17 protein-coding genes and 2 pseudogenes are annotated in these 19,805 nt (G+C 72.0%); 12 read left to right on the top strand and 7 right to left on the bottom strand.

The window, feature by feature from the left end; genetic code table 11:
* Nucleotides 1-19 precede the first annotated feature (19 nt).
* Nucleotides 20-784, bottom strand: a complete 765-nt coding sequence (locus P3T29_RS30025; protein ID WP_280719837.1) for a DUF3152 domain-containing protein — start codon at nt 782-784, stop codon at nt 20-22.
* Nucleotides 785-931: 147 nt separating this feature from the next.
* On the opposite strand from P3T29_RS30025, the gene P3T29_RS30020 reads away from it, so the two are divergent.
* Complete coding sequence (locus P3T29_RS30020; protein ID WP_280719836.1) at nt 932-1,351, top strand: DUF3151 domain-containing protein; 420 nt, start codon at nt 932-934, stop codon at nt 1,349-1,351.
* Between the two features lie 100 nt (nt 1,352-1,451).
* Here P3T29_RS30020 and fbaA read toward each other — a convergent pair whose 3' ends face one another.
* Nucleotides 1,452-2,480: a class II fructose-bisphosphate aldolase gene (fbaA, locus tag P3T29_RS30015; protein ID WP_280719849.1), complete on the bottom strand. Its 1,029-nt coding sequence runs from the start codon at nt 2,478-2,480 to the stop codon at nt 1,452-1,454.
* A 326-nt stretch (nt 2,481-2,806) separates the two neighbouring features.
* Between fbaA and P3T29_RS30010 the strand changes: the two genes are divergently transcribed.
* Nucleotides 2,807-3,529 carry a DedA family protein gene (locus P3T29_RS30010; protein ID WP_280719835.1) on the top strand — a complete coding sequence of 241 codons (723 nt, stop codon included), beginning with the start codon at nt 2,807-2,809 and terminating at the stop codon, nt 3,527-3,529.
* A gap of 110 nt (nt 3,530-3,639) precedes the next feature.
* Here P3T29_RS30010 and pyrE read toward each other — a convergent pair whose 3' ends face one another.
* The 5 genes and pseudogenes from pyrE to P3T29_RS29985 form a co-directional block, all read right to left on the bottom strand.
* Nucleotides 3,640-4,179 carry an orotate phosphoribosyltransferase gene (pyrE, locus tag P3T29_RS30005; protein ID WP_280719834.1) on the bottom strand — a complete coding sequence of 180 codons (540 nt, stop codon included), beginning with the start codon at nt 4,177-4,179 and terminating at the stop codon, nt 3,640-3,642.
* Nucleotides 4,180-4,216: 37 nt separating this feature from the next.
* Nucleotides 4,217-5,215: a hypothetical protein gene (locus P3T29_RS30000; protein ID WP_280719833.1), complete on the bottom strand. Its 999-nt coding sequence runs from the start codon at nt 5,213-5,215 to the stop codon at nt 4,217-4,219.
* Between the two features lie 127 nt (nt 5,216-5,342).
* Nucleotides 5,343-7,100 carry a spermidine synthase gene (locus P3T29_RS29995; RefSeq protein ID WP_280719832.1) on the bottom strand — a complete coding sequence of 586 codons (1,758 nt, stop codon included), beginning with the start codon at nt 7,098-7,100 and terminating at the stop codon, nt 5,343-5,345.
* An 89-nt stretch (nt 7,101-7,189) separates the two neighbouring features.
* Nucleotides 7,190-7,606, bottom strand: a pseudogene (locus P3T29_RS29990) (DUF2617 family protein); the annotation flags it as partial.
* A gap of 252 nt (nt 7,607-7,858) precedes the next feature.
* A pseudogene (locus P3T29_RS29985) lies at nt 7,859-7,969 on the bottom strand (DUF2617 family protein); the annotation flags it as partial.
* 491 nt (nt 7,970-8,460) lie between these two features.
* Between P3T29_RS29985 and P3T29_RS29980 the strand changes: the two are divergent.
* From P3T29_RS29980 to P3T29_RS29935, 10 genes are all read left to right on the top strand, one after another.
* Nucleotides 8,461-9,351, top strand: coding sequence for a LysR substrate-binding domain-containing protein (locus P3T29_RS29980; RefSeq protein ID WP_280719831.1), 891 nt, complete (start codon nt 8,461-8,463; stop codon nt 9,349-9,351).
* 208 nt (nt 9,352-9,559) lie between these two features.
* A complete protein-coding gene (locus P3T29_RS29975; protein WP_280719830.1) occupies nt 9,560-9,784 on the top strand; it encodes a 4-oxalocrotonate tautomerase family protein in 225 nt (74 codons plus the stop codon).
* A 184-nt stretch (nt 9,785-9,968) separates the two neighbouring features.
* A complete protein-coding gene (locus P3T29_RS29970; RefSeq protein ID WP_280719829.1) occupies nt 9,969-10,904 on the top strand; it encodes a hypothetical protein in 936 nt (311 codons plus the stop codon).
* On the top strand, nt 10,901-11,731 hold the full coding sequence (locus P3T29_RS29965) for a hypothetical protein (protein WP_280719828.1): 831 nt from the start codon (nt 10,901-10,903) through the stop codon (nt 11,729-11,731). The genes P3T29_RS29970 and P3T29_RS29965 overlap by 4 nt, the downstream gene beginning before the upstream one ends.
* Nucleotides 11,728-13,935 (top strand): isocitrate/isopropylmalate family dehydrogenase, encoded by a 2,208-nt coding sequence (locus P3T29_RS29960; RefSeq protein WP_280719827.1) that lies wholly within the window; start codon nt 11,728-11,730, stop codon nt 13,933-13,935. Before P3T29_RS29965 ends, P3T29_RS29960 begins: the two co-directional genes overlap by 4 nt.
* The gene (locus P3T29_RS29955) at nt 13,922-14,728 is read left to right on the top strand and encodes an RraA family protein (RefSeq protein WP_280719826.1); all 807 of its coding nucleotides are present in this window, start codon (nt 13,922-13,924) and stop codon (nt 14,726-14,728) included. Before P3T29_RS29960 ends, P3T29_RS29955 begins: the two co-directional genes overlap by 14 nt.
* Nucleotides 14,725-15,636, top strand: a complete 912-nt coding sequence (locus P3T29_RS29950) for a DUF6282 family protein (RefSeq protein WP_280719825.1) — start codon at nt 14,725-14,727, stop codon at nt 15,634-15,636. Before P3T29_RS29955 ends, P3T29_RS29950 begins: the two co-directional genes overlap by 4 nt.
* Nucleotides 15,626-16,921 carry a multidrug effflux MFS transporter gene (locus tag P3T29_RS29945; RefSeq protein WP_280719824.1) on the top strand — a complete coding sequence of 432 codons (1,296 nt, stop codon included), beginning with the start codon at nt 15,626-15,628 and terminating at the stop codon, nt 16,919-16,921. Before P3T29_RS29950 ends, P3T29_RS29945 begins: the two co-directional genes overlap by 11 nt.
* A 223-nt stretch (nt 16,922-17,144) precedes the next feature.
* Nucleotides 17,145-18,308 (top strand): alpha/beta hydrolase-fold protein, encoded by a 1,164-nt coding sequence (locus P3T29_RS29940; RefSeq protein WP_280719823.1) that lies wholly within the window; start codon nt 17,145-17,147, stop codon nt 18,306-18,308.
* Nucleotides 18,309-18,376: 68 nt separating this feature from the next.
* Nucleotides 18,377-19,805: molybdopterin-dependent oxidoreductase (locus tag P3T29_RS29935; protein WP_280719822.1), on the top strand; the 1,429-nt coding region annotated here is incomplete at its 3' end.

The following is a 19,805-nucleotide window of genomic DNA, read 5'->3' as shown; positions in this document are numbered from 1 at the left end:
AGCAGCTGGTGGCCGGACCCTACGGCGCGGGCGGCCCGCTGATGTACGTGCCGTCGGCGGTGTAGGGCCAGGCGTTGGGCAGGCAGCCGTTCAGGCCGTAGATCTGCTGCATCATCGCGGGCGCCAACTTGCCTGCGCCCGGGCAGCCTTCGTGTCCGTGCCCGATGCGGTGGCCGACCTCGTGGTTGATGATCAGCGCCCGGTAGTCGTCGATCGTGCCGGTGAACTGCGGCGAACCGGTGGTCCAGCGCTTGACGTTGACCATCACCTGCTTGTCGACGTCGCAGTTCACCTCGCCGCCCGTCTTCAGGCCGGCGGCGCCGCAGATCCGGTCGACCGTCGTGGGGGAGGCGATCCGGACCGTGAAGTCGTACGTGCCGTCGGCGACCAGCTGGAAGCCGTCCTTGCCGTCGGCCGTCCAACTGCGCTTGTCGGCAAGGATGTTGCGGATCTGTGCGGCGGCGAGCTGCGGGTCGACGCCGATGCCGTTCTCCGTCTCCACCCGGTAGCGGCGGATGTCGCCCTGGCCGACGGCGGGTCCGTTGGCGGCGGCGGTGGTGAAGTTGCCCTCCAGTAGGGGCGGTACGGCCCGCGCCTGCACGGTGGACCGGGTGAGCGGCCGGGCGTCGCCGGTCAGCAGCATCGCCGCGCCGCCGACCAGTACTGCCGCGCCGACCAGGGCGGCTCCCAGGCCGAGACGCCGGTGCGAGCGGGCGCGCGAACTGGTCCGGTGCTCGGCGCTGCTGCCGACCGGGGGGTTCTCGGTCTCGGGAGTTGCTCGCACCACGGATGCCCTCTGGTAGCCCGACAGAAGTGACGAGGGCTCAACTGATCCACCTCGTCGATCCACCTTTGCACGGGAGCGCCCGAGGTGTCTACATACCCAGTATGTAATTTCGCCCGCTCGCCGGCTGGTGGCAGACTGCACGGTATGACCAATTACAAGAACCTGCTCGGCGGCCCGGAGCCGACCCTGTTGCCGGAGGAAGAGCAGCCGTACCGGATGCTCGGTGAGGAGTCGGCGTCGCCCACCCAGGTGGCCGCCGCGTTCCCGACGTTCTCGCTGGCCTGGGCGATGCTCGCGGACGACGCGTTCGACGCCGGTCGAGTGGTCGAGTCGTACGCCTACGCCCGCACCGGCTACCACCGGGGCCTGGACTCGCTGCGCCGCAGCGGCTGGAAGGGCCACGGCCCGGTGCCGTGGGACCACCGCGCCAACCGCGGCTTCCTCCGCTGCCTGGCCGGGCTCGCCCGCGCCGCCGCCGCGATCGACGAGACCGAGGAGGCGAACCGCTGCTGGGAGTTCCTGAAGGACAGCAGCCCCGAGGCCTACGCCGAGCTCAAGCAGTAGCAGCAGCCGGTTCGCGGGCAGTGACCCGTAGAACGGAGCGAGCCCCCGGCAACCGCCGGGGGCTCGCTCCGTTCTACGGGCTACCTACCGCAGGCGCTGCCTACTTGATCCGGGTACCGGCCGAGCGCAGGCTCCTGGTGGCCTCGACCACGCGGGCGGCCATGCCGGCCTCGGCGAGCTTGCCCCAGGTGCGCGGGTCGTAGGTGGACTTCTTGCCGACCTCGCCGTCGACCTTCAGGACACCGTCGTAGTTGCGGAACATGTGGTCCGCGATCGGGCGGGTGAAGGCGTACTGGGTGTCGGTGTCGAGGTTCATCTTCACGACGCCGTTCTCCAGCGCGGTGGCGATCTCCTCGGCGGAGGAGCCCGAGCCGCCGTGGAAGACGAAGTCGAACGGGTCCTTCTTGCCGTACTGCTTGCCGATCTCGTCCTGCAGCTCGCGGAGCAGCTCCGGCTTCAGCACGACGTTGCCCGGCTTGTAGACGCCGTGCACGTTGCCGAAGGAGGCAGCCAGCAGGTAGCGGCCCTTCTCGCCCAGGCCGAGCGCCTCGGCGGTGCGGACGACGTCGTTGACGGTGGTGTAGAGCTCGTCGTTGATCTCGTGCGAGACGCCGTCCTCCTCGCCACCGGTCGGGGTGATCTCGACCTCAAGGATGATCTTGGCGGCGGCGGCCTGGGCCAGCAGCTCCTGCGCGATCGACAGGTTGTCGTTCAGAGTCTCGGCGGATCCGTCCCACATGTGCGACTGGAACAGCGGGTTCTGGCCCTTGGCCACGCGCTCGGCGGAGATCGCGAGCAGCGGGCGGACGTAGCCGTCCAGCTTGTCCTTGGGGCAGTGGTCGGTGTGCAGCGCGACGGTGATGTCGTACTTGGCGGCCACGATGTGCGCGAACTCGGCGAGCGCGACGGCGCCCGTCACCATGTCCTTGTTGTGCTGGCCGCCCAGGAACTCCGCACCACCGGTGGAGATCTGGATGATGCCGTCGCTCTCGGCCTCGGCGAAGCCGCGCAGGGCCGCGTGCAGGGTCTGCGTCGAGGTGACGTTGATGGCCGGGTAGGCGAACTTGCCCGCCTTGGCCCGGTCCAGCATCTCGTTGTAGACCTCGGGAGTTGCGATGGGCATGCGAATCCGCTCCTGTCGGTGTGCGGCGCACGGACGGCCTGTCCGACGCTCGGTACGCCTTCGGTACGTGAGTTGTGTACCGCGCTGCAGTCGGTACCGGACGGTCGCCGCAGCGCTGCGGCACAGCAGTCGGTACCGGGGTTCGAGGCTTCCGCCGCGGTTGGACAGATGAGGGTGTTCCGCGACCACGGACCGGACGCCGGGGCCATCTTCCCAGACGTGTCTCCCGAGGTCACCCCGCGCCCCGCCAGTTGAGACGGACCAGGGCAGCCCCGGCCCGCTCCGGCTCTTCCGTTAGGCCTCCGGAAAGGCCGGAGCGCTATCCTGCGGCCGTGAACTACAACGAACTCGCGGTCAACGTGCTCGACGCCAAGGCGCTGATCTCGTCGGTGGGCGCCATCGGACTGCTTGCGATCATCTTCGCCGAGACCGGTCTGCTGATCGGGTTCTTCTTTCCCGGTGACTCACTGCTGATCCTGGCGGGCGTGGGTGCGTCGAGCGCCGCGTCCTCGGTGCTCGGGACGGGGGCCAAGCTGCCGATCGCGGTCCTGCTGATCGGCGCGCCGGTCTGCGCGATCGCGGGGGCGCAGCTCGGCCACCTGATCGGCGCGAAGGCCGGACCACGGCTCTTCGACAAGCCGGAGTCGAAGATCTTCAAGCGGGAGTACGTACTCAAGGCCGAGGAGTACTTCGACAAGTTCGGCCCGGCCAAGGCCGTGCTGATGGCCCGGTTCATCCCGATCGTCCGGACCTTCCTCAACCCGGTCGCCGGCACCCTGGAGATGCCCGCCCGGACCTTCTTCGTCTGGAACGCGATCGGCGGCATCCTCTGGACCGAGTCGATGCTGCTGATCGGCTACTTCGCCGGTGCCGGGCTGGCTCCGGTGATCGACAAGTACCTGATCCCGGCGATGGCGCTGATCATCCTGATCTCGATCTCGCCGATCCTGGTCGAGGTGATGCGCGAGCGCAAGAAGAAGAAGGCCGCCGACGCCGCCGCCGGCCCAGGCGAGTCCGGCGACCCGGTCGCGGGCGGCCGGCACCGCAAGGGCTGAGCCGCAGCACCGGGCTCCGCCCGACGGAACGGCCGACGGCCGGTGCTTCACGTTGTTTCACGTGAAACACCGGCCGTCGGCCGTAGGTCTCAGAGCCCTGGACGAGCTGCTCAGGCGAGGTCGAGGTCTTCCAGCGAGTACGCGGAGTAGTACGCCAGACCGGCCTTCTCGATCGCCGGGGCCGCGCCGCGCTCCACGATCACCGCGACGCCGACCACCTCGGCGCCCGCCTCGCGCAGGGCCTCGACGGCCGTCAGCGGCGAGCCGCCGGTGGTGGAGACGTCCTCGACGACCAGCACCCGGCGGCCCTTCACGTCCGGGCCCTCGATCCGGCGCTGCATCCCGTGCGCCTTGCCGGTCTTGCGGACCACGAAGGCGTCCAGCTCGCGACCGCGCGCGGCGGCGGCGTGCAGCATCGAGGTGGCCACCGGGTCGGCGCCCAGGGTCAGACCGCCCACGGCGTCGTAGTCCAGGTCGGCGGTGGCGTCCAGCATGACCCGGCCGACCAGCGGTGCGGCCTGGGCGTCCAGCGTGATGCGGCGCAGGTCGACGTAGTAGTCGGCCTCCAGCCCGGAGGAGAGGGTGACCTTGCCGTGCACGACGGCCTTGTCCTTGATCTGCGCCAGCAGGGCGTCGCGGTCGTTGCTCATGAGCGTTAAGTCTAGGCCCCCGAGCCGTGCGCGGGTCTTACCGCCTACGCAGCGCGCGGACCAGGACCACCGCGCCGCCCAGCAGGGCGACTCCGCCGCCGATCACCCAGGGCATCGCGCTTCGGTCGCTCAGCGGCCCGCCGACCACCGGTCCGGCCTCGGTGCCGCCCCAGCGGGTCGCGGCCCGGGCCCGGGCGCTCCGGGCGGGCAGCGCGGGGGCGTACCGGCCGCGCGGCGGGGCGTGGTCGACCTCCTCCGCCGAACGGCCGACGATGCTGCGGCGGACCGGACCCTCCAGCATCGGATCGGTGGCAGCCGGATCGGGCCGGAGGCCGTAGCCGAGGTCGCCCGGGGAGTCGGGGATCTTCGGCACCTCGGACAGCTCCGGGAAGCCGGTCAGCTCCGGCAGGTCGTCGGCGGTGTCCGGGCTGTCCGACGCGTCGGCGCCGCCGGTGGCCTCCGGGCCCCCGGGCAGGTCGTCGTCCGAGAAGGAGATCAGGTCGGCCAGATCGTCGTCCAGATCGCCGCCGAAGTTCGCGGCGGCGTGGTCCTCCAGGTACACCACGGTCGCGGTCGGCGGTTCGGCGTCGCCCGCCTCGGCGGCCAGCGCGGCGCCGAACCGGTCGAGCAGCCGCCGCCCGGCCACGGCCAGGGTGGCGGTGTCGAACTCCGTCAGCCGTCCGGTCGCGCTCAGGTCGCAGGTGAACCGGAGGATCGAGCTGCTGTCCTCGTCACCGGCGTCGCCGGCCGCCAGCGCGAGCCGCACGGTGGCCGTCGCCTCTCCGCTGCCGCGCACCTCCTCGCCCTCGGCGAAGGCGGTCAGCACGCCCTCCCGGCCCGGGATCAACGAGAGCAGACCCCGGTACGTGATCGTGGACGTACCGATCCGCACCCGCAGTCGGCCGGTGCTCTCCTGCCCGTCGCCGGTCGCGGTATCGGTGCTCAGCCCGGGTACGCAGCGGGCCAGCAGGGCCGGATCCTGCAGGGCCTGCTGGACGACGGCGGCCGGCAGCGGGACGACAACCTCATGCTCCATGTCTGCGAGCCTACCCACCCGTCTCCCCGGTACCGAGTGTTGCCGTCAGGTTGGTACACCCCGGTAGCCCGACCGGCGCACCTCGGCAGTCCAGGAGCGTCCGCCGGAGTGCTCGGAGCGGTCGCCCTCAGCCGAGCAGGGTGCGCGGTGCGGGCAGTTCGGCCGGGCGCTGGGCGGCGAGGCGTTCGGCGGACGTGCGCAGGTCGTCGGCGGTCACGGAGCGTGGTGCCGTGGTGTCGTCGGCGAGGGCGAGGACCGGCTGCTCGCGGGCGGCCAGGATGAAGGTCTCGGTGGTGTCCGGGCTGCGCGGGCAGTGCCGGGGGCCGGTCGCCGCCTCGTAGGGGACGGTTTGCAGCCCGGTGGTCCGTACCCCGGCCTCGGCCGCCCAGAGGCCCGGGCCGACCGGACCGCTCCGGACCGCCAGCCGTCCCCGGGGTGCCAGGTGGCGGGCGGCGAGCCCGTAGAACTCCTCCGACTCGTACGCCGTACTACGCCCGTCGCCCGGGCCCGGCAGGTCCGAGACGATCACGTCGAACAGGCCGGTCGCGTCGGGTGGGCCGGCGGGTGCTCGCAGCCACTCCAGCGGCTCCCCGGTCACCAGCTGGACGCGCGGGTCCTCGTAGGCCCGCTCGCTGAGCTCGGCGAGTGCGGGATCGCTCCGGACCAGGGCCGGCAGCGCCGGGTCCGGCTCGACCACCAGCACCGACTGCACCGACGGGTGCCGCAGCACCTCGCGCAGGGCCAGCCCGTTCCCGCCGAGGACCAGTACCCGGCCGGTCGGTCCCGCCGCCAGCGCGGGGTGGACCAGTGCTTCGTGCTCGCGGTACTCGTCCGGCCCGCAGACCGTCAGCCGGCCGTCCTGGAAGAGCTCCAGCGGTGCGTCGGGCCCGGTCCGCTGCGGCGGCACCCGGGGGGTGGCGCCGGGGTCCAGGGCCACCCCGCCGACGAGGACGATCTCCTGCTGCCGGGTCTGGGTCGCGAACCGGACCTGGGCGCCGTACAGCGCGTGGCGCGCGGCGCGTTCGATCGCGCCGGTGCAGGCGGCGGCCACCGCGAGGGTGATCAGCACCAGCCCGCATCCCGTCCAGAGCAGCAGCCGGGCGCGCGGCGGCGGCTCGTCGCGGAACAGCCAGAGCACCACGGCCGCCCCTGCCAGCGCGTTCACCGCGCCGGTCAGCAGGGCGCCGGTCGCCTGCCCGAAGGCGGGCAGCAGCAGGAAGGGGAAGGCCAGGCCGCCGATCAGGGCGCCCACGTAGTCGGCGGCGAACAGGTCGGCTGCGGCGCGGCCCGCGTCCTCGCGGCGGATGCGTTGGATGAGAGTCATCAGCAGCGGGATCTCGGCGCCGATCAGGGTGCCGATCGCGAAGGTCATCCCGACCAGTCCGGCGGTGGCGGCCCGGTACCGGTCGAGCCAGGCCCAGCAGGAGTACAGCGCCAGTACGGAGATCCCGCCGACCAGGGCCAGCGCGCATTCGACCAGCGCGAAAGAGGTCGCCGGGCGGCGGGTGAGCCGCTTGGCGAGCAGCGAGCCGACACCCATCGCGAACACCATGACGGACAGCACGAGCGAGGTCTGGGTCATCGAGTCGCCGAGCAAGTAGCCGCCCAGGGCTACCAGTTCGAGTTCGTACACCAGGCCGCACGCCGCACAGACGAACGCGGCGAGCAGCACCAGCGGCCGGGCCGCCCGGGGGTGTATCCGTCGGCGGCGGCCCGCTCGGGGCGAGGCGCCGGTCGAGGTGCCGGTCGGGGCGTCGCGCCCGGCTCGGGCGGTCCGTCTTCCGGTCTTGCCAGGCAGGGCAGGATCTTCGGCGTTGACGCCCGGCTGGACGGGTGGACCCTCCCCCACCCTTCGGCCGGGGGGACCCCCACGATGGTTGATCATGAACAAACGCTAGGCGACACACGCTGTGGATAGCTGCACCCATTCGACGGACAGTGCACCGCAGTGGGTTGACGCTTCATCAGCACGAGTTACCGGCCGGGCCCTTCGGCGTCGCCCGGGCCGCTGCGCACCACGAGCGAGGATCGGGTGCACACCAACCGCCCTTCCTGCGGGTACGCGTGCCAGGTGCGCCAGAGCACCCGGTTCCGGTCGCCGTGCGCGACCAGGGCGGTGAAGGCGCTCGGATCGCCCGGGAAGATCCCGGCGAGCGCGTGCGGGTGACCGTCCACCAGCGTCAGCAACTCCTGGGCGCGCGCGGCGAAGATGTGCGGCGGCAACTCCTCGATCCGGGCCGCGAACTCGTACTCCCAGCCCGCGACCTGCTTGGCGACCCGGGCCGGCAGCGGGGTCTGCCGGCCCGGCAGACAGGCCACGGTCTCCAGGCACTGGCCGGGCCCGGCCGCCAGGATGACCTGGTGCGAGGCGCCGAGCAGCCGCAGTTGCAGCGTCCCGCCGGTCGTCGGGGGGGCGTCGGGGTCGGAGCCGCGTCCGGCGTTACGTCCGGCGTTACGTCCGGTGTCGCGTCCGGTGTCGCGTCCAGCGTTACGTCTGGTGTCGAGTCCGTGGAGTCCGCCGAGGCTGTCGAGTTCGTTCAGGGCGTCGAGGTTCTTGAGACTCCCGAGGGGTTCGACGCCCTCGAAGCTTTCGGGGCCGACCTGTTCGAGGTCGAGGCTCTCAAGGTTGAGGTTGTTGAGGTTGTCGAGTCTCAGGTTGCGCACCGCGAGCGCGGGCAGCGGGTCGCCGCCCAGGCACCACGCCAGGTCGCCGGCGCGGGTGTCCGTGTAGGAGGTCTGCAATGTGGTGAGCATGCTGGGCTCCGCGTTTCAGCTCCGTACGCGCCCGCCGTGCAGCATCCGACTCGGCCGATAGCGAGGCTGTTCGAGGCTGTGCGGTCCCTGGCGCGGCCGACCGTGGAAGGAAGGATTCCGGCTGGAGATTCAGCAGCAGAGAAGCATGAATTCTCCAGGTCCGTCAGGGATTTACCCATCTTTGCCAAGCATTCACCGGTCTGGGCGCAGCCCCGGTCAGGGTCTGATCACGCCGGTGAATGACTATGTCCACTGTGCGCCCCTCATACCCGAGTGCGCGCCGTGCGCGCCGCGAGTGCGCCGTCCGGATGGTTTTCACCCCCTCGGTGGGACGGGGTGCCCGGAGTTGACGAGGTCGTGCCACGGAGGGCGGGGCAATCTGTCTGCCTGGTGGCCCGGGGGCTAGCTTGGTAGCTGGATGAAAGGCGGAGGATCGCCGGGTCCTTCGATCGGCCGGGCGAAGACGGGGGCAGGCGGTGGAGATAAGGCAGTTGCAGTACTTCGTCATGGTGGCGGAGGAACTGCACTTCGGCCGTGCGGCCGAACGGCTGCACATCGTCCAGTCCACGGTCAGCCAGCAGGTCCGGCGCCTGGAGCGCGAACTCGGGGTCAACCTGTTCGAGCGTTCCAGCCGTACGGTCGCGCTCTCACCGTCCGGCCGGCGCTTGCTGCCCCGGGCCCGCGCGGTGCTGGCCGCCGGCGACGCCCTGATCGCGGAGGCCCGCTCACTCGCCGCCCCGCTCACCGACGCCCTGCTGCTGGGCACCGGCAGCAGCCTGGGCAGCCGCCTGGACCTCTTCCTGGACGCCGTCGCGGCGCACGGTCCGGACCTCAAGGTGCGGTTCAGCAACCTCGAACGCGACGCGCGGATCGAGCGGGTGCGGACCGGGCAGCTGGACGGCGCCTTCCTCCGTGGTGTCACCACCGTCCCGGGCCTGCGGTTGCTGCGGCTCTGGGAGGACCGGCTGGTGGCCGCGCTGCCCGCCTCGCACCAGCTCGCCGAGCAGTCCGCCGTCTCGCTCGCCCAACTGCGGGACCTGCCGCTGCGGATCGTCCCGCGTGAGCGCAACGCCGCGCTGTACGACCTCGTCGTCACCGCCTGCGCCGAAGCCGGCTTCCGCCCGATCATGGGCCCGCCGTTCACCACGCAGCAGGACACGCTGGCGGAGATGGCGATGGGCGAAGGGGCGTGGACCGTCCTCTACGCGGCGAACGCCACCGGCGCGGCGACCAGGAGGATCGCCTTCCGGGAGTTCGCCGGGGACGGCGTGGCCGTCCCCGTCCGGCTGGCCGTCCGGCCGGACATGCGGCCCGACCGGCTGCGCCTGCTGGTCGCGGCCTGCCAGGCGGCGTACGACCTGCTGACCGGCACCTCGGCCTGACCGCCCCCCGACGCACGGCCGGCCCGACCCACCGCACAGAGCACTCACCCATGCTCCCGATCGATCGATCCCGTCGATCGGTGCGAGCGCTAACCGGTTCTTGATGAGTGTGCCGTCCGCTGATGAAGTTGATCCATACCGAGGGGCGCGAAATCACGTCCGCCCGCTGGTCCATCGCGCGCCCTACCGCAACTTCCGGGGCGCGTAGTTGACGCTTCGTCAGAGGAGATCCGCCATGCCGCTCATCCAGGTCGTGCAGACCCCGGGAAAGACCGCCGAGCAGAAGCGGGAGCTCGTCCGCGAGCTCACCGACACCTACGTGCGGGTCACCGGCGGCAAGCCGGAGTCCGTCTGGGTCACCATCGGTGAGGTCGCCACCGACAGCTGGTCGATCGCCGGCGAGACGCTGGCCGACCGCGCGGCCAAGGCCTGACCCGGCTCGTCCGAGGTCGGGGCGGTACCGGGACCCGACCGCCGTGCCACCCCGGCCCACCGGGGCGTACCGGGACGATCCCCCGGCGCCCCCCGCGCACAGGCCACCAGCCGACCGCGCGCAAGCACCGGCGAAGGCCGCGTCCCACCCCGGGGACCGGGCTTCCCGTCATCCGAGGAGACACGTGCTCACCAATATTGATGTCACTCTGCGCGACGGAGGGTATCGCAACAACTTCTCCTTCCCGCGCGACTATGCACTGGCCCACGCCGAGCTGAGCGTCAAGGCCGGCCTGGAGTGGGTGGAGATCGCCTACCGCAAGGGCTCCTTCAAGCCGGTCCCGGGCATCGGGCCCACCGGGCGCGGTGACGACGAGTACATCCGTGCCGTCGCCGAGGTGGTGGGGCCGGAGCGGGTCGGCATGATCCTGCATCCGAAGAACATCGACCGGGACGACCTGGGGCAGATGTACGAGGCAGGCGCACGGTTAGTACGGATCTGCGTCAACGCGGCGGACATGGCCGACGGCCTGGAGACGGTGAGAACCGCGAAGGCGCTCGGTTTCACCGTCGCGGTCAACTTCACCAGGGTCACCCAGCAGGACCGGCGCACGCTCGTGCACGCGGCCGCCGAGGCGGCCGAGTACGGCACCGACGTCGTCTACCTGGCCGACTCCAACGGCAGTCTGACCCCCGACGAGACGCGTCGGCTGGTCACCTCCGTCGGCCACGTGGTGCCCTGCGCCATCGGCCTGCACCCGCACAACAACCTCGGGCTGGCCCTGGCCAACTCGATAGCCGCCGTCGAGGCGGGTGCCACCTGGATCGACTCCTCGGTCCTCGGCATGGGCAAGGGGCCGGGCAACCTCCCCACCGAGCAGTGGCTCGCCTACCTGACCCGCCGGGATCCCGGCGCGGCGTACGACCTCGGGAGCGCGCTCGGGCTGGCCGAGCTGCTGGCCGGCCGGGTGGCCGAGTCCGCCCCCGAACTGCCGCTGCCCGATCTGCTGCTCGGCTGGTTCGACCTCGCGGTGGAGCACCGGGCCCGGCTCGGGAACCAGGACATCGTGGACCAGTTCGCCGCCGCTGCGGCGCTCGCCCAGGTGGTGTCGGCCGCATGAGTACTCCCGTCCCCGGCAGCGCTCCCGTTCGCAGCGTCTTCGGTGCGGGCGGGAAGCACGCCGCCATCCTCTCCCCGGCCATGCCGGTCTGGGACGGCGGCGCGTTCTTCACCCCGGTGACCGAGATGCTGGTCCGGGCCGGTTACCAGGTCACGGTCTACGACACGCTCTCGCTGCTGGGCGAGGAGCTCGCGGCGGGCATCGGCCGGGAGCCGGGCGCGGCCCTCGCGGGCCTCGCGGCCCGCTGGGCGACGGTGCTCCGCGAGTCGGGGCCGCTCGACCTGGTCGGTGGCGCCGCGCTCGGCGGGGCCACCGCGCTCTCCCTGCTCTCCCGGCCCGGCTTCCGGCAGCTGCCCGCCTTGCTGATCTCGTCGCCGTGCCGGGTCGACGGGGTGCTGGACGCCCGGCTGGCGGAGATCGTCGGGCCGGCCGAGGCGGGCGACCTGTCCGCCGCGCTGCAGCTGCTCGAACAACGGGTCACCCCGGCCGGCTCACCGCAGCCCGAACCGGACGACCGGGCCGCCGGGCCTGCCGGGCCGAGCGGGCTGGGTGGGCCGGACGGCAGCCCCGCCGCCGCCCGGATCGCCCGGGGTCTCGGCCTGCTGGCCGGCCTCGATCTCGGCCCGGAGACCGCCCGGTTGACCGGACCTCAGCTTCATCTCTACGGCGAACTCTCGCAGTTGGTGAATCAGCGGCACGCCGTTCCCGGCCGGCTGCCGAACATCAGCGTGGTCAGCGTCCCCTGGGCCGGGATGCGCCCGCAGTACGACCAGCCATGGTTCGTCGAACGAGCCGTCCAGGCCTTCCTTGAGGAAGTGGCAGCGTGACACCCACCAAGAAGATCGCCGTCCTCCCGGGTGACGGTATCGGCCGCGAGGTCGTGGACGCGGCCCTGCCGGTACTGGACGTCCTGGGCGTGCCGGTCGAGCTGATCCACGGCGACATCGGCTGGAACTGCTGGCAGCGCGAGGGCGATCCCGTCCCGCAGCGCACCTGGGACCTGCTGGCCGCCACCGACACGTGTCTCCTGGGAGCCATCACCAGCAAGCCGCTGCGCGAGGCCGAGGCCGACCTCGACGAGTCGCTGCGCGGTCGTGGGCTGCGCTACGTCTCACCCGTCATCCAACTGCGGCAGCGGCTCGGCCTGTACGCCAACGTCCGCCCGGTCGAGAACCACCTGGGGCGCGGCCGCCCGTACCGCTTCGCGGTGATCCGGGAGAACACCGAGGGCCTGTACGCGGGCTTCGACTACGCCGGGGCGACCGTCCCGGACGCCGTACGGCAGGCCGTCGCCGGGCACCCCAACGTGTCCGCGAGCGGCGTCGACGGCAGCGCGGTGTCGCTCCGGCTGCTCACCCGGCACGGCCTGGAGCGGCTGATCCGGTTCGCCTTCGACTACGCCCGCGAGCACGGCCACACCCTGGTGACCTGGGCCGACAAGCCCAACGTCCTGCGCGAGAGCGGCAACTTCGCCCGCGAGGTGCTGGAGCGGATCGCGGCCGACTACCCCGGCATCACCGCCGAGGTGCACAACGTCGACGCGGTGGCGCTCTGGATGGTGCGCCGGCCCGAGCGCTTCGGGGTGATCGTCGCCGAGAACATGTTCGGTGACATCCTCTCGGATCTCGGTGGCGGCGTGATGGGCGGACTCGGCCTCGCGCCGAGCGGCAACATCGGTGCGTCGGGCAGCTACTTCGAGCCCGTGCACGGCAGCGCCCCGCACCTCGCCGGGCGCGACCGGGCCAACCCGGCCGCGATGGTGCTCACGCTCGGAATGATGCTGGACCACCTGGGGCTGCACGAGGCGGCCCGGGAGATCCCGCGCGCCGTCCGATCGGTGCTGCGGCGGGGTGAGGTGCTCACCTACGACCTCGGTGGTTCGGGCGGGACCGCGGAGGTGGCCGCCGCCATCGTCGCCGCCTGCACCGACCGGGCTGCCGAGCCGACCGCCGCCGTCCTCACGGTCGGGGACGAGCTGCTCACCGGCGAGGTGCTCGACACCAACGCGGGCCAGGCCGCCAAGCTGCTGCGCACGCACGGCTTCCGGGCCAGGGCCCGCCGTACCGTCGGAGACGGCCAGGCCGATATCTCCACCGCCGTACAGGAGCTGCTCGGCAACGAACTGCTCGTGGTGATCGGCGGGTTGGGGCCGACCTCCGACGACCGTACCCGGCACGGCGTGGCGCAGGCCCTCGGGGTCCGGCTCGACCACTCCCCGGAGGCATGGTCCGCCGTGGTGGAACGGCTGGAGCGGTTCGGGCTGGTCGTCCACCCGGACAACGAGCGGCAGGCGCTCTTTCCGGCGGCCAGCGAGCTGCTCCCCAACGAGAACGGCACCGCCTGGGGCTCCGTCACCGAGCACGGCGACACCCGGGTGGTCATGCTCCCCGGCCCGCCCCGTGAGTGCCTGCCGATGCTCCGCGCGCTGCTGGAGAAGATCGCTCCGGCCAAGCAGCAGCCGGAGTGGCCACGTTGGCGCACGCTCGGCCTGATCGAGTCCGACGTGGCGGCCGCCGTCGACCAGGCGATCGCTGCGGAGGGCGTGCGACTGGCCCCCGCCTACCGGTGGAACTACCCGTACGTCGACATCTCGCTGCCCGTCCGGCTGGGGACCCATCCGCAGTTGGAGCAGCGCATCACGGAGCTGCTCGACGGCCACGTCGTCAGCCGGCGGGGTCTGACCGCGGCCGAGGAGCTCGCCGAACTGGCCGGTGATGTACCGGTGGTGGAGCTGGACGACCGACTCACCGATGGGCGCGCGGAGAAGCTGTTCGGCTCCCGGTACAGCTCCGGACCGGGAGCCGCCAAGGTCACCGTACGGGCCCGGGCCGAGGGTGCGGAGCCCGAACCGGACGGCTGGACGGGCTCGTTGGCCATGGAGGCCGACGTCACCGTCGCCGGTGCCACCCGGTCCTACCGCCTGTCGGCCCCGCGCCGTGGGCCCGAAGTGTTCGACTTCGCGGCGGAGTTCGTCGCCTGGAGCGTCCTGCGCGCCCTCACCGAGGAAGGATCCACCGATGCCGACCACTGACCTGACACCGGTCACGGACCGCCCGGCCGCCGACGACCGGCTCGTCGGGTCCGTGCTCGGCGGTGCCGGGCTCGACGAGGCGATGCGGGCCCGGCTCTCCCGGCTGGACACGGCCGCCCTCGCCGACGCCCTCGACAGCCTCGCGATCCCCGCCGTCCTGACCGGCATCGCGGCCCGGCTGCCCGGCGCCACCGCCTTCGGCCCGGCTTACACCGTCCGCTACCGGCCGGTGGACGACCGGACGGGCTTCCGCAACGCGGCCAACTACCTGGACGACGTGCCTCCCGGGTCCGTCGTGGTGGTCGACAACGGCGGCAGCCTGACCTGCACCAACTGGGGTTCGCTGCTCACCGCCGTCGCCCGCTCCCGGGGCGTGGCCGGTACGGTCCTGCACGGCTCGGCCCGCGACCTGGCCGAGGTCCGGGCCCTCGGCTACCCGCTGTTCAGCACCGGCGTGACGATGGTGAGTGGTAAGAACCGGGTGGAACTGGACAGTGTCCAGGTCGAGTTGGAGATCCTTGGCACCACGGTTGCCCCTGGTGACATCATCTTCGCAGACGACAACGGTGCCCTGCGGATTCCCCGGGGTGACCTGGAGGCGGTGGTCGCCCGGGCCGAGCAGGTGGACCGTACGGAGTCGCGGATCCGGGACGCCGTCCTGGTCGGCTCGCGGCTGGACGAGGCACGGGCGGCCTTCCGCTACGACCGGCCCTGGGAGGGCGTGACCGAGGGCGTGACGGAAGGTGTGACGGCGGGCGTGACCGAGCCCGGTCAGGACGGCGGCCGGTCATGACGGGCCTCATCAGCCCGCCGAGGGCTCCCGAATTCTCCGCAGCGGCGTTCGTCGACGTCCACTACCACGCCGACCCCGACGCCTACCGCCGCCGCCACACCGCCGTGGCGGCCGGCTTCCGGTACGCCCGCCATGACGGCTGGGTGGTCCTGAAGAACCACCTGGGCTGCACGGCGGGCCAGGCCAGGGAGGCCCGCGAGCTGGGACTGCCGGTCTCCGGCTCGGTCGTCCTCAACAGCGTGGCCGGTGGGTTCGACCCGCAGGTCGTCCTCGGCAGCGTCTACCGCAACGGCGACGGCGGCGGAGCCCGGCTGGTCGTCCACCTCCCGACGGTGACCGGCCGCACCCACACCAGCCGCCTCGCGCGAGATCCCGCCCACCCCCACCTGGCGTCCCACGGCATACCCCCGCTGGTGGTCTCCGGGGAGGACGGGCGGCTGCTCCCCGAGGTGCTGGAGATCCTGCGACTCGCCCGTGATCTCGACCTGGTGGTCTCCACCGGCCACGCGAGCGGCCAGGAGGTACGCCGACTGGTAGACGCAGCGGTCGACTTGGACGTGCCGGCCCTGATGCTCAACCAGCCGGCCAGCCCGTTGACCGGGCTGCGCTACGAGCAGCTCGCCGAACTGGCGCTGGCTCCCATGGTGTTCACCGAGCAGACCGCGCTCACCTATCTGCTCGGCTACCAGGACGAGGACGACTTCCGGAAGGTCCTCACCCTGCTGCCCCGGACGGTCTACAGCTCGGACCTCGGCCAGCTCTCCCAGCCGGACGTGGCCGAGTGGCTGGAGCAGAGCCACCGGTGGTTCGCCGACTTCGAGCTGCCCGACCAACGAGTGCGGGAGATCACTCGAGAGACCCCGGCCCTGATGCTGGGCCCCGGAAAGGAGCTGTCCGATGACGAGTAGCCACCCGGCGGGCGGCGGCGCCGCTGCCCGGCAGAGTCCGAACGCGGTACTGCTGTGCGTCCTGGTCTCGCTCAGTGCGGCCGGGCTGTTCGCCTCCGACGTCAACCTTCCCGGTGTCCCGATCGCGGCGCACGCGCTCGGGGCGTCGCTCTCCTCCGTGCAGTGGACGTTCAGCGCGTTCATGATCGGCATTGCCGTCTCGCAGGCGGTCTACGGCCCGCTCTCGGACGCCTACGGCCGCAAGCCCGTCATCGTGGTCGGTCTCGGCCTGTTCACGGTGGCCTCGCTGCTCTGCGCCGGCTCCACGGGGATCGCGCTCTTCACCGTCGGGCGCCTGCTGCAGGCCCTCGGCGCGGGGGCGGGCGTGGTCGTAGGCCGGGCGGTGATCAGCGATCTGTACGAGGAGAAGGCGGCGGCCCGGGTCTTCACCACGATCATGCCGATCGTCGGCATCTCCCCGTCGGTGGCCCCGCTGCTGGGCGGCTACCTGACCCAGTACGTGAGCTGGCGCGCGCCCTTCGTGGCCACCGCGCTGATCGGCCTGGTGACCCTGGTGACGGTGTTGTCGGCCGTCCCGGAGAGCCTGCCGCCCGAGCGCCGGGCGCGCCGCCTCGGCGCGACCCTGCGGGTCTACCCGGAGCTGATCCGTAAGCCCGTCTTCTGGGCCTACACCGGGAACCTGGTGGTGGCGTACGGCGGTTACTTCGGCTACCTCGCGGCCTCGCCGCTGCTGTTCCAGAAGATGGGCCTCTCCACGGCGGCCACCAGCTACTGCTACATCACCGTCTCGGTGGCCTACGTGCTCGGCAACCTGTGGTCGCGCAGGCTCATCCAGACCCACCCGGTGAACCGGCTGCTGCTGCGCGGCCACGCCTTCTTCCTGACCGGCGCGCTGCTGGTGCTCGCGCTCGGCCTGAGCGGGGCCGGCCGGTCCTGGGGGCTGCTGGTCCTCGTGTTCATGCCGGTGATGACCCTCGGTAACGGCTTCCTGCTGCCGCTGTCGATGAGCGCCGGGGTGACCAACTTCCGTTCCGTCGCCGGGTCCGCCTCCGGTCTGATGGGGGCTCTGCAGCTGTCGGGTGCCGCACTGGGGATCTTCATCTCCAGCCGGCTGCCCGCAGGCGACCTGGCCGGCCTCGGCTGGTTCGTGACGGTGGCGGCCCTGCTGGGCGCGGGCCTGTTCGTGCTGCTGACCAGGCCGACGCTGCGGCCCGCCCCGGGCGCCGCTGCGTCGCAGTCCGAGGCGGTGGCGCCGAAGCAGGCGGTCGGAGCTGCCAGCGAATGAGGGGCGGGGGCCGGAGGAGAGACCGGGGACCGGGGCCGTGGCGGCTCCGGTCCCCGCTGTCCGGTCCCCGCTGACCGGCCCGGGAAGAGGTGTGGGAGAGGCCGTCGCCTAAGGTTCTCCTGGCGATGCAGGCAACCGCACACCTGTTCCCCGTCGTCAGTTCCCAGGAAAGGCACCGGAACTGCGCGGGGCCTGATGGCTCATGATCCGGATACGAGATTCGATGCAACTCACAGGCACCCCGTTCTTCATCCTCACGATCGTTCTCTTCCTTGGCTCCATAGCGGTGGCCGTACTGCAGTGGGGGAAGGCAGCCGGTCGCCGGCCGGTGGTGGAGACCGGTCGGCGGCGGGGCAGGGGCAGAAGTAGCGGCCCCGGGCCGCTCCGGTTCGCCGGTTACCTGGGCATGATCCTGTTCTGCCAGGCCACGGCCGTGACGCTGGTGTTCGTCATGGTCAACAACTCCACCCTGATCTATGACAGTTGGGGTGACCTGCTGGGCGTCAGCAATCACGTCCGGGCCGTGCCGCCTCCGCCGGCGGACAAGGGCCTCGCCGTCGCCCCGGGCCGGGCGAAGGTGATCCAGTCCTTCACCCCGATGGACGGCAACCCGGTGCCCAAGGACGTGCGGACGACCGACCTCAAGGGCCAGCTCTCCGGGGTCGACGGTGAGGTCCTGGTGTGGACGCCGCCGCAGTACGACGACCCGGCGTACAAGGACAAGACCTTCCCGGTGGTCGAGCTGCTGGCGGGCTACCCGGGTTCGTCCAGCACCTGGTTCGGCAGCCTGTTCGTCTCCAAGCAGCTCGCGCCGCTGATGTCCTCGGGCAAGGTGGCGCCGTTCATCCTGGTCTCGCCGCGGGTCAACCTGCTCGGCAAGCAGGACACCGGCTGTGCGGACGTGCCCGGTAAGGCCAATGCGGACACCTGGCTGTCGCGCGACGTCCCGCAGATGCTCGTGGACAACTTCCGGGTCGACCCGTCCGCCGACCGCTGGGCGCTGGCCGGCTTCTCGGCGGGTGCGTACTGCGCAGTCAAGCTCGCCATCGAGCACCCCAACCGCTACCGCGCCGCGATCAGCATGTCCGGCTACAACAGCCCCGACGGCGAGGACTCCTCGGTGACCGCCCACGACCCGCACCTGAAGGAGATCTACAACCCGCTGTACATGCTGGCGCACGCCGCCACCCCGCCGAATGTCGCGCTCTACGTGACCGGCACCAGGGGCGACGGCCTGGAGGACGCCGAGGCGCTCCAGAAGGCGGCGAAGGCACCGACCACGGTCACGCCGATCGAGAGCTTCGGACAGCACCTCACCTCGACCTGGAAGCCCATGATCCCGGCGGCCTTCACCTGGCTCACGGGGATCATCCCGGTGCAGCACTGAGGTTGCACCCCTGAGCCGAACGGCTGAATCACCTCACCGACCTGCCGTGCGGCGCCGAGTAGTCAACTATGGGAGAAATCCGGTGGTGGGTCCTGCCGTGGCTGGGGCGGACCGCCGTCGGTGGCGTGATCGGGCTGATCGCGGCGGGTGCGGCACTCGCCGTCGGTGAACTGTTCGCCGTCGTCACGGGCCCGGGTACCGCGCCGGTGGTGGCGGTCGGGTCGGCCGTGATCGACCTGACGCCGAGCACCACCAAGGACTACGCGATCCGGACCTTCGGTACGGACGACAAGGCGGTGCTGCTTGCGGGCATCCTCGTCCTGCTCGGCGCGTTCGCCGTGATCGCGGGGGTGCAGGCCGTACGGCGGCCCTGGGTCGGCGTCGTGATCGTGGCGGGCTTCGGCGCGCTGGGGGCGGTGGCTGCGGCCAGTCGTCCGGTAGCCGGGATCTCCGCGATCTGGCCCTCGGTGGCCGGTGCGGTCGCGGGCGCGGCGGCGCTGCTGGTGCTGACGCGGCTGTACCGGCGGGGTTGGCCCGCCGGGCAGGCCGTGCTCCCCGAGACCGCCGAGCGGGAGTTGACCCGTCGCAGCTTCGTCGTGGTCAGCGCGGGCACGGCGACGGCCGCCGCCGTGGCCGGGTTCGGCGGCCGGGCCCTGCTCGCCAGTTCGTACGACGTCAGCGCGGCCCGGGCGGCCGTCCGCATCCCGACGCCCGCCCGACCGGCCGCGCCCGTCCCGCCCACCGCGCACCCCGCCGTCCCGGGCCTGAGCCCGTTCTTCACCCCCAACAGCGCGTTCTACCGGGTGGACACCGCGTTGGTCCTCCCGCAGGTGGATCCCCGCTCGTGGACGCTGCGGATCCACGGCCTGGTCGACCGCCCGATGGAGCTCACCTTCGACGACCTGCTCCACCGGCCGTTGGACGAGCACGACCTGACGCTCTCGTGCGTGTCCAACGAGGTCGGCGGCCCGCTGGTCGGCAACGCCCGCTGGATCGGCGCACGGCTCGCGGACCTGTTGCGCCAGGCGGGCGTACGAGCGGGCGCGGACCAGCTGGTGGGGCGCTCGGCGGACGGTTTCACCACCGGCACCCCGGTCGAGGCCGTCCTCGACGGACGCGAAGGGCTGCTGGCGGTGGCCATGAACGGCGAGGCGCTGCCGGTCACGCACGGCTTCCCGTGCCGGATGATCGTCCCGGGCTTCTACGGCTACGCCTCGGCCACCAAGTGGCTGGTCGACCTGGAGCTGACCAGCTACGCGGCCTTCGACCCGTACTGGGTCCGCCGGGGCTGGGACCGCTACGGCCCGATGAAGACCGCCGCCCGGATCGACGTACCCGGCCCGGGGGGGCCGCGCCCCCCCCCGGCCCCCCCCCGGGGGGGGGGGGGGGGGGGGGGCCCCCCGGGGGGGGGGGGGGGGGGGGGGGGGGGCCGGGGTGGGCCCGGCCGGTGGACGGCGGCCGGGTGGTCCGGCGGGCCGCCGGTGCGGGCGCGGCGGG

The sequence above is a fragment of the Kitasatospora sp. MAP5-34 genome, assembly GCF_029894335.1.
Lineage (GTDB): Bacteria > Actinomycetota > Actinomycetes > Streptomycetales > Streptomycetaceae > Kitasatospora.
Note: the sequence above shows the minus strand (reverse complement) of the source record. Positions and strands in the feature narration are given on the sequence as shown.

Bases quoted from the DNA above. Each gene is read 5' to 3' on its own strand.
- P3T29_RS30020 (WP_280719836.1), top strand. From the start codon at position 932: ATGACCAATTACAAGAACCTGCTCGGCGGCCCGGAGCCGACCCTGTTG.
- pyrE (WP_280719834.1), bottom strand. From the start codon at position 4,179: ATGAGCAACGACCGCGACGCCCTGCTGGCGCAGATCAAGGACAAGGCC.
- P3T29_RS30000 (WP_280719833.1), bottom strand. From the start codon at position 5,215: ATGGAGCATGAGGTTGTCGTCCCGCTGCCGGCCGCCGTCGTCCAGCAG.
- P3T29_RS29995 (WP_280719832.1), bottom strand. From the start codon at position 7,100: ATGATCAACCATCGTGGGGGTCCCCCCGGCCGAAGGGTGGGGGAGGGT.
- P3T29_RS29965 (WP_280719828.1), top strand. From the start codon at position 10,901: ATGAGTACTCCCGTCCCCGGCAGCGCTCCCGTTCGCAGCGTCTTCGGT.
- P3T29_RS29955 (WP_280719826.1), top strand. From the start codon at position 13,922: ATGCCGACCACTGACCTGACACCGGTCACGGACCGCCCGGCCGCCGAC.
- P3T29_RS29950 (WP_280719825.1), top strand. From the start codon at position 14,725: ATGACGGGCCTCATCAGCCCGCCGAGGGCTCCCGAATTCTCCGCAGCG.
- P3T29_RS29945 (WP_280719824.1), top strand. From the start codon at position 15,626: ATGACGAGTAGCCACCCGGCGGGCGGCGGCGCCGCTGCCCGGCAGAGT.
- P3T29_RS29940 (WP_280719823.1), top strand. From the start codon at position 17,145: ATGCAACTCACAGGCACCCCGTTCTTCATCCTCACGATCGTTCTCTTC.